The sequence below is a fragment of the Sodalis-like endosymbiont of Proechinophthirus fluctus genome (assembly GCF_001602625.1).
GTDB lineage: Bacteria > Pseudomonadota > Gammaproteobacteria > Enterobacterales > Enterobacteriaceae.
This window is the reverse complement of record NZ_LECR01000023.1, coordinates 77417-85113: the sequence shown is the minus strand read 5'-3', so window position 1 is coordinate 85113 and position 7697 is coordinate 77417. Positions and strand designations below refer to the sequence as shown.

The following is a 7697-nucleotide window of genomic DNA, read 5'->3' as shown; positions in this document are numbered from 1 at the left end:
TGTTCATCATACCACCACTTCGGTCAGCTAAAACTTACCGGTGTGCGTGTAACGCTTGCTGTCTTCCAGCGTGACTGTCACTGGCACCGTTTCACCTTTCTGCTTCCCTGCTGGCAGTGCAGTTGCACAGCAGATGGCTGCTGACTGGGTGAGGTCGACATAGATAGGATCCAATGCGCGGATAGCGCCCAGAGCGTTGGATTGATTGGCTTCTACTACGTGCCAAGGGTAACAGAAGAGATGCCGATACAGAGCGCCTGCTTTACTTTTACATCTCCTTCGAAAAATAGCCGGTGATGGACGATACACGTCCATCTGAGGGCGAACGTCGGAAATTAGCGAGCCTTTCAGTTGCCGCGTCAGCGGGATTCGTTTCCAACTGCCGATCGCAGGCCACGACGAGGAATATCAGTCCTGCCGATAAAAATCTTGAGAGAAACATCACGCTCAATCCTATAATGAATATTCATTCTCATTATGCCTGTAGACCCTACAATGCCTATGGCGTACTTAGGTAAAATAGATATTATCTAAATTTTTTAACACGCTACGTAGGGTTAACGTGGGTTTGAGTGATGAAACAGACGGTCCAAAGGGCGACAACACTGTTACACAATATCAGGTACGGGAAACAAAGGCCTTGAATGCAATCACGTTAGCGGTAGCAAGCGCGCAGGTCGGCACTATCATATCAGAAGATTGGATCCGCGATTCCTTGCTGACACCTGGCTAAAGCCGGCTCGGTGCCCAAGCGGACGCTAAGAACGTTTATTATCTCTACTGAGGATTGGTGTCGTATTCCTGGTAACTCTGAAACATTTGTTCAATACCTTGCCAGTTTCTTCATACCTGACGAAGTAGTTAATTGTTTTTCCGTCACGGCTCTAGCATACACATAAGAGTCATGGGTTCACATTGCATTAATCATGGTCGAGGACGTCGCCGGCAAGCCGCCAATAGCGCGAGCCTGCTCTTTGAGCATGTCTTTTTTTTACATCTCTTACGACGGGTTTTTTTAGATACATGTCGGCACGATCATAAGAGGTACAGCCAGAATTATTTTATTATTCATTGAGGTCACCTCATTCATTGTGTGTATGAATAAGCCTATATGCAAAAACACATTTTTCAAATAGACCGTTCATTTTAGTGCTTATTTTTACCAAGCCGGCCGCCGAAATTTATAACAGCATCGCGGGCGGATAATTCTTTCTCTTCTGAGTTTTTAGGCCTTACACTGTTATGATTACTCTCATCATGACATTTACAATACCCGCGGCTTGACGTTTCAGGAGACAAAGCGAATGGCACTACAGCAAGAGATCATAGCAGCACTGGGTGTGAAACCCACGATTGACCCGGCGGCCGAATTTCGGGTGAGCGTAGATTTTCTCAAAGCCTACCTGAGAAAATATACTTTCGTACGCACGTTAGTGCTCGGCATCAGCGGCGGCCAAGATTCCACGCTGACGGGCAAGGTTTGCCAACAGGCCATCAGCGAGCTCCGTCAGGAAACCGGCGTAGCCGACTACTGCTTTATCGCCGTGCGCTTGCCCCACGGCGAACAAAAGGATGAAATAGATTGCCGGGATGCAATCGCATTTATCCAGCCTGATCGGGTCGTCACCCTCAATATCAAAAGCGCTATTCAGGCCAGCGAGGCGACCTTGCGCGAGGCTGGCATCGCATTGAGCGATTACGTTAAAGGCAATGAAAAAGCGCGCGAACGTATGAAAGCCCAGTACAGTATCGCCGGCATGACGGCGGGATTGGTGGTGGGAACCGGTCACGCGGCCGAAGCGTTAACCGGTTTCTTCACTAAATACGGCGACGGAGGTACCGATATCAACCCTCTCTTCCGGCTGAATAAACGCCAGGGCCGTGCAATATTGCGGCACCTCGGCTGCCCTGAGCACCTTTATCTCAAAGAGCCGACCGCTGACCTACAAGAAGATCACCCCGCGTTGCCTGACGAAACCGTGCTCGGGGTCACCTACGAAATGGTCGATGATTACTTAGAGGGAAAAACCATTGATGCTGACGCAGTGCGTGTAATTGAAAACTGGTATCAGCACACAGAGCACAAACGTCATCCGCCGGTAACGGTGTTTGACGATTTTTGGCAATAAAACCTGCCAGTCCGAGACCAGCCCGCGCATTAGATTATCGTCGCAGGGTGTTTGATCCATGCCTCCTGCGCGTCGACCCACTGTTCCGGTTGCCAGCGAATGATGCTGCGCATCGGCAGCACTGCCGGATCGGTAGCGTGAGACTTAGTCATCAGTATTTGCACTTCAAACGGCGGCGCACTCCCTGGATTTTTACGACGTGTAACTTATGGTCATAACGTCTGGCGGTGAAAATATCGATAATCCCACGCTACCACCGGCCAGCACCCATATCGGCAATGATGGAATCATAATGTATTTATTTTCATCGTATCGCAAGAGCGCAGCCCCTGATGTAATCCCCAGATGATCCTGTGACTACATCATCAGCAGATGATGCCCACATAGCCAGGTCAGGCTGACACGCACTGTGACCGTCAACGACGACGGGACGAGCGCCACCATATTCGGCCAGAAAAGCACTTCCGCTGTCAGTCTAGGCAACAGGGATTGACCAAAAGTCAACGCCATATCTAGTCGGTCATCCAACAGATCCTGGGAAAGGATGTGATGATGACTGGTTACTAGTTCGACGTCCGACTACCGGCTGATATTGAACTGCGAGACATTAATCCGGCGCGCCGCCGGATACTGCCGGACGCCTTAATGGCATGAATGATTTCGATATAACGTAAACACACAGTGGGCGCTCCGGGCCGACGGCCTTAAGGTTATGGCTGGTATATACAACATAAGCTCGCAATAAGATAATTTGCGGCGGTTGAACAGCGCTCCCGCTTACTTAGATAACGCCCCACCAATCCGGTCTATTTATCCACAGGAAAAAATCGCAGCCGAGACTGCAATAGAATAATGACATCTTAAAGGAATTTAATTATTCCTGTGTTCCGCTATTTTCTCCTGACGCGTTTCAAATTTATTATTGAATTCCTGTTTCTGCGCTGGTGTCAGGACATTATACATTTTATTCTGCATTTCAAGATGAGCCAGAATTATTTCATTTTTCTCTTGTGACATACTGGTGACTCTGTCCTGCGCTTTTCTGCTGACGAAATTATCGTCGGCAATGATATAATGGATATATTTATGTTTTTTATCCGACGTCTTTTTCTTATTTTTCATTGCATCGTGTGAAATATCGCACATCTGTTCACGCTGGGAGGTGGTCAAATTAAGGTCTTTGAACATCTACTCTATCATGGGTCCATGTTTCGGATGATGATGCATTTATCGCTCTCCAGAGCAGCCGGATCCGTGGCAGTATCAGCGATATAAATAAGCTGGAAGGTACTTAACATCAACTTCGTGGCCAGAGCGAAATCGGTTAATTTACGCATGATATTTCCTTATTTTTTTACCTGCATAATACTAAGACGCTAAATAAATACCTAAGCGTACATTTTAAGAATAAATTTACGCGAGTTAACTTCAATTAGTGCGGCCTGAATAAATATGTTAAATCCATCACGCAATTTCTGCGCAATAATGAATAAAAATGGATAATAATGGAGGAAAACCGTAGGGAAATTTAATGAAGCGTTGCGCGTTGTGCCTTAGGTAAAAATTTTTCTCTGGATTAAAACAGAGCGATTCTCTTCGTACCGCCAACACTATTATTCGAGCCGGATACTATTTCGCTTGTCGTATTTTTCCGCAAGCATGGAGAAGCGCGATAGCACCCGCCCACGGCAGTCCCAGCCCCTCCGGCTTATAATTCTGGCTGCAAACAACGACCAGCTGTTCTTCACCACTGCAGAACGTATTTTTGCGGAGTTCAGTGTGCTGACATTAACGAAACGATAACTACCAAATTTTTTAATAGGATGCCCTTCCAGGTGCCAGATGCCGGTGGATTACAGGCCTATGTGCAGTTTTGCAAAAAAAACTGCCCGCGGGCAACCATTGTGCTGCTAGTGACCAATATGCCTTTCCAGCCGCTGAAAAAGTCGGTACAGGCCAATTTCCTGCCGATTGTCCGGTCGGATGTCATTTGCAGTACTCCACGGCAGGCGCTGGAACAACACCTTTCCGCGCTCTCTTGCCGCCAACGGGGTAGCGGTAGGCCAGAGCTGCTAGCGCCAGCAGGGAAGACACGCCCTCCCTCCGGGCGCGGCATACTAGCGGTTATTAGTANCCAGTATCGAGTTCTGGAAAGGATTTAACCAGTTCATCAATCGCCTTCATTTGGCACAAGAACGGCTCCAGCTTAGCCAACGGCAAGGCCGAATGGCCATCACATTTCGCATGCGTCGGGTCCGGATGAGCTTCAATGAACAGACCGGCGATCCCGACCGCCATACCGGCGCGGGCAAGTTCGCTTACCTGCGCACGACGTCCTCCGGAGGCCGCGCTGAACGGATCACGGGTCTGCAGCGCGTGGGTAACGTCAAAAATCACCGGGCAACCGCCGGAGACTTGTTTCATCACGTTAAAGCCCAGCATGTCCACTACCAGGTTGTCATAGCCGAAATTGCTGCCGCGATCGCATAAGATCACCTGATGGTTACCGGCTTCCCAAAACTTGTCGACGATATTACCGACCTGTCCAGGGCTGATGAACTGCGGTTTTTTTACATTGATAACCGCACCGGTACGAGCTATGGCCTCTACCAGATCAGTCTGGCGCGCCAAAAACGCCGGTAGCTGGATAATATCGACCACTTCCGCTACGCTTTGAGCTTGGCCAGCTTCGTGTACATCGGTAATTACCTTCACTCCAAACTGCGCTTTCAGCTCGGCGAAGATCTTCATGCCCTCTTCCAGGCCCGGTCCCCGATAGGAATGAATGGAGGATCGGTTGGCTTTATCAAATGACGCCTTAAACACGTAGGGAATGCCCAGTTTTTCTGTCACAGTGACGTAGTGTTCGCAGATGAGCACCGCCAGATCGCGCGACTCCAGCACGTTCATGCCGCCGAATAGCACGAAGGGCAGATCATTCGCTACCTGAATATTGCCAATACTAACCACCAACTGTTTCATGCTTAACCTTTTTGATTGAAATTAACTGGCAATGGGTGGCAACAACGATCGCTGCCGGTTAATGTAGGATAACCGATTTTTTCTCTATGGAGTGGATGGACCTTAATCATTTCGTTGACTGGGTCTTCCGGGCATTGCTCGACGAAGTAATTTAAATCGTTGAGTGCCGAGTGGTCGCAGCTCGACATAGATCAGGCCGTAATCGCGGATTTCGTGGGGAATCCATCTGGATCAAACTCCAACATAACCTCTCTAGCGCGTAGCTCCGGCTCCATTTGTTTTTCATCCATCAGCGGGATTTCAGGGAATCAAGTGCGCACCAAGGTATCCTCTTTCAGCAAACTGCACCCCTTCATCCAAATTCCCTAGCAGCTAGATGTAGAGCGTATCACGTCCAACGGGTCGCCATTAATGGGATTTATCAGCCACATTTCACCATCGAGCTATTCGGAGCTCAGGATCATCTGGATAGGAAAATCACTGGCAATAAAGGAATCTCCATTTTCTGGGCGACATGCAGCAGGATAATCCCCAGCGAAGCGGGCAATCCCCGGAGGGGGCCAGGATGTTATCCAGCCACAATGCGTAGGACAAACGGTAAACGCCGCCGAAGAGCTCAAGTGCGGTAAAACAGCTCGAGAAATTGGGTCAATTAGCCATCTTGCGCCAGTGTAGATGGGAATATGACACTGCGCTTCCTCCCATCCCGTCAAGCTTTGCAGTTGGGCGCAAAAGTTATCGATGGCAAAATCGGGCTGAATAACCTGAGTAACGCGCAGCATACCTTAAGAGATCATACCCTTAAAGGGATGCTGATTATATTCAAAATTAGTAATCGTACTCATATTGGTCCTGTTAGGGTGAGCCTGGTAAGCGCCGACAAGGCAGTATATGTGAAGAACAACAGGCAGACGGCGGCAAACGATGCCGGGAAGGACGGAACGCGGGTAAACTGCTAGCGAGTGTGGCCACCATGGTCATCAGTCATCCATCCCGTTGTCGCTCGTGCAGCATACATGTCCATTCCTTTTTAAAATCACTTTTCCTCTGGCAATCGCTGTCCCTGGCTCACTCGCTCATTATCGCCGTAATCGCGTAGGGTGGCAGTCTGGCTAAAGCCTGCATCGACGAGCATGGTGCGCACAGCCGCCCCCTGACGCCAGCTGTGCTCCAGCAGCAGCCAGCCGCCGGGCAGCAAATGCCGCCCCGCTCCTTGACAAATTGCCGCCAAATCCTTGAGGCCGCCTCCCCCCGCTACCAGAGCCTTGCGTGGCTCGAAGCGTACGTCGCCCTGAACAAGATGGGGATCGTCCGCCTCAATATAGGGTGGATTGCTCACAATAAGACTATAGCGTTGCGCATGCAATGCTTTAAACCAGTCACTTTCGTGGAACTCTACATTATTCAGTCCCAGACGGGCAGCGTTATCACGGGCGATCGTCACGGAGTTCGGCGAGCGATCTACGCCGGTTATTCGCCACGTAGGCCGCTCCGAGGCTAGCGCCAGCGCGATAGCGCCGCTGCCAGTGCCCAAATCTAGCACTTCGGCACGGTCGGGCGGCAACAGCGCCAATGCACGCTGGACTAAACATTCCGTGTCGGGGCGTGGAATCAAGATATCGGGCGATACGCGCAGGCGTAAGGACCAAAATTCGCGTTCACCAATAAGGTAGGCCACGGGCTCGCCCCGTTCTCGGCGTGCGAGAAGCATATCAAGCGTAGCGCGCTGTGCATCCGTTAGCGGGGTTTCGCCGAAGGCCAGCAGCCTAGTACGCGTGGCGCCGATCACTTGCGCCAGCAAGATTTCAGCATCGCGCTTGGCGCTGGGGCTTAACGATACGCGCAGCCGCGCGGCAGCCTGCGTCAGCCATTGCTGCCAGGTCATTAGGGTATCTCGAACAACGAGGAGAGCTGATCGGCCTGATACTCCTGTATGATGGGTTGGATTAGCATATCGAGATTGCCTGCGATTATTTCCTCCAGTCGGTACAGCGTCAAGCCGATACGGTGATCGGTCACCCTCCCCTGCGGGAAATTGTAGGTACGGATGCGATCGGAGCGATCGCCACTGCCCAGTAGGTTCCGCCGCGTAGAAGACTCCTCCTGCTCCCTGCGCTGGATTTCGGCGGCGCGCAAATGCGCGCCCAATACCGCCAGGGCTTTAGCTTTATTCTTGTGCTGGGAGCGCTCGTCCTGGCATTCTACCACCAGCCCGGTAGGCAGATGAGTAATACGGATAGCCGAGTCGGTGGTGTTGACGTGCTGACCGCCCGCGCCGGAGGAGCGGAAGGTATCGATACGCAGATCGCCAGCGTGGATTTCCGGCAGTTCCGCCTCCGGGATCTCCGGCATCACCGCCACGGTGCAAGCCGAGGTGTGGATGCGCCCCTGAGATTCCGTTTCCGGCACCCGTTGCACACGATGGCCGCCGGATTCAAATTTCAGCATGCCGTAAGCACCTTCATGGGACACCTTGGCGATGACCTCTTTGAAGCCACCGTGCTCGCCGTCGCTGGCGCTGACGATCTCCACCTTCCAGCGACGGATCTCGGCGAAACGGCTGTACATACGAAACAGTTCGCCTGC

The 7697-nt window shown here is 51.2% G+C and carries 8 protein-coding genes and 1 pseudogene; 2 read left to right on the top strand and 7 right to left on the bottom strand.

All coding sequences use genetic code 11. The annotated features are described in order from the left end of the window. The first annotated feature begins 1304 nt into the window (after window positions 1-1304). A complete protein-coding gene (gene nadE / locus BG74_RS02880; RefSeq protein WP_066596470.1) occupies window positions 1305-2129 on the top strand; it encodes an NAD(+) synthase in 825 nt (274 codons plus the stop codon). A 29-nt stretch (window positions 2130-2158) separates the two neighbouring features. On the opposite strand, the gene BG74_RS18790 is transcribed toward nadE, so the two are convergent. The 5 genes and pseudogenes from BG74_RS18790 to BG74_RS20360 form a co-directional block, all read right to left on the bottom strand. Then, the gene (locus BG74_RS18790) at window positions 2159-2281 is read right to left on the bottom strand and encodes a hypothetical protein (protein ID WP_256364197.1); all 123 of its coding nucleotides are present in this window, start codon (window positions 2279-2281) and stop codon (window positions 2159-2161) included. 205 nt (window positions 2282-2486) lie between these two features. Next, window positions 2487-2657, bottom strand: coding sequence for a hypothetical protein (locus BG74_RS10290; protein WP_187202544.1), 171 nt, complete (start codon window positions 2655-2657; stop codon window positions 2487-2489). Window positions 2658-2999: 342 nt separating this feature from the next. Continuing rightward, window positions 3000-3317, bottom strand: a complete 318-nt coding sequence (locus BG74_RS02875) for a Spy/CpxP family protein refolding chaperone (RefSeq protein WP_066596469.1) — start codon at window positions 3315-3317, stop codon at window positions 3000-3002. Window positions 3318-4263: 946 nt separating this feature from the next. Beyond that, a partial coding sequence (gene kdsA / locus BG74_RS02865; protein ID WP_244267201.1) for a 3-deoxy-8-phosphooctulonate synthase occupies window positions 4264-5111 on the bottom strand: 848 nt, incomplete at its 3' end. 58 nt (window positions 5112-5169) lie between these two features. Further along, window positions 5170-5893 (bottom strand): annotated as a pseudogene (locus BG74_RS20360) (transglutaminase family protein). Here BG74_RS20360 and BG74_RS12620 point away from each other — a divergent pair. After that, window positions 5795-6070: a hypothetical protein gene (locus tag BG74_RS12620; protein ID WP_187202542.1), complete on the top strand. Its 276-nt coding sequence runs from the start codon at window positions 5795-5797 to the stop codon at window positions 6068-6070. The pseudogene BG74_RS20360 and the gene BG74_RS12620 sit on opposite strands and share 99 nt — an antisense overlap. 77 nt (window positions 6071-6147) lie before the next feature. On the opposite strand, the gene prmC is transcribed toward BG74_RS12620, so the two are convergent. Further along, window positions 6148-6996 (bottom strand): peptide chain release factor N(5)-glutamine methyltransferase, encoded by an 849-nt coding sequence (gene prmC, locus BG74_RS02855; protein WP_066596463.1) that lies wholly within the window; start codon window positions 6994-6996, stop codon window positions 6148-6150. Continuing rightward, window positions 6996-7697: peptide chain release factor 1 (locus BG74_RS02850; protein ID WP_244267199.1), on the bottom strand; the 702-nt coding region annotated here is incomplete at its 5' end. The genes prmC and BG74_RS02850, both read right to left, overlap by 1 nt.

Excerpts from the sequence above, each read along its gene's own strand:
- nadE (WP_066596470.1), top strand. The coding sequence starts at position 1,305 with ATGGCACTACAGCAAGAGATCATAGCAGCACTGGGTGTGAAACCCACG.
- BG74_RS18790 (WP_256364197.1), bottom strand. The coding sequence starts at position 2,281 with ATGACTAAGTCTCACGCTACCGATCCGGCAGTGCTGCCGATGCGCAGC.
- BG74_RS02875 (WP_066596469.1), bottom strand. The coding sequence starts at position 3,317 with ATGTTCAAAGACCTTAATTTGACCACCTCCCAGCGTGAACAGATGTGC.
- BG74_RS12620 (WP_187202542.1), top strand. The coding sequence starts at position 5,795 with ATGACACTGCGCTTCCTCCCATCCCGTCAAGCTTTGCAGTTGGGCGCA.
- prmC (WP_066596463.1), bottom strand. The coding sequence starts at position 6,996 with ATGACCTGGCAGCAATGGCTGACGCAGGCTGCCGCGCGGCTGCGCGTA.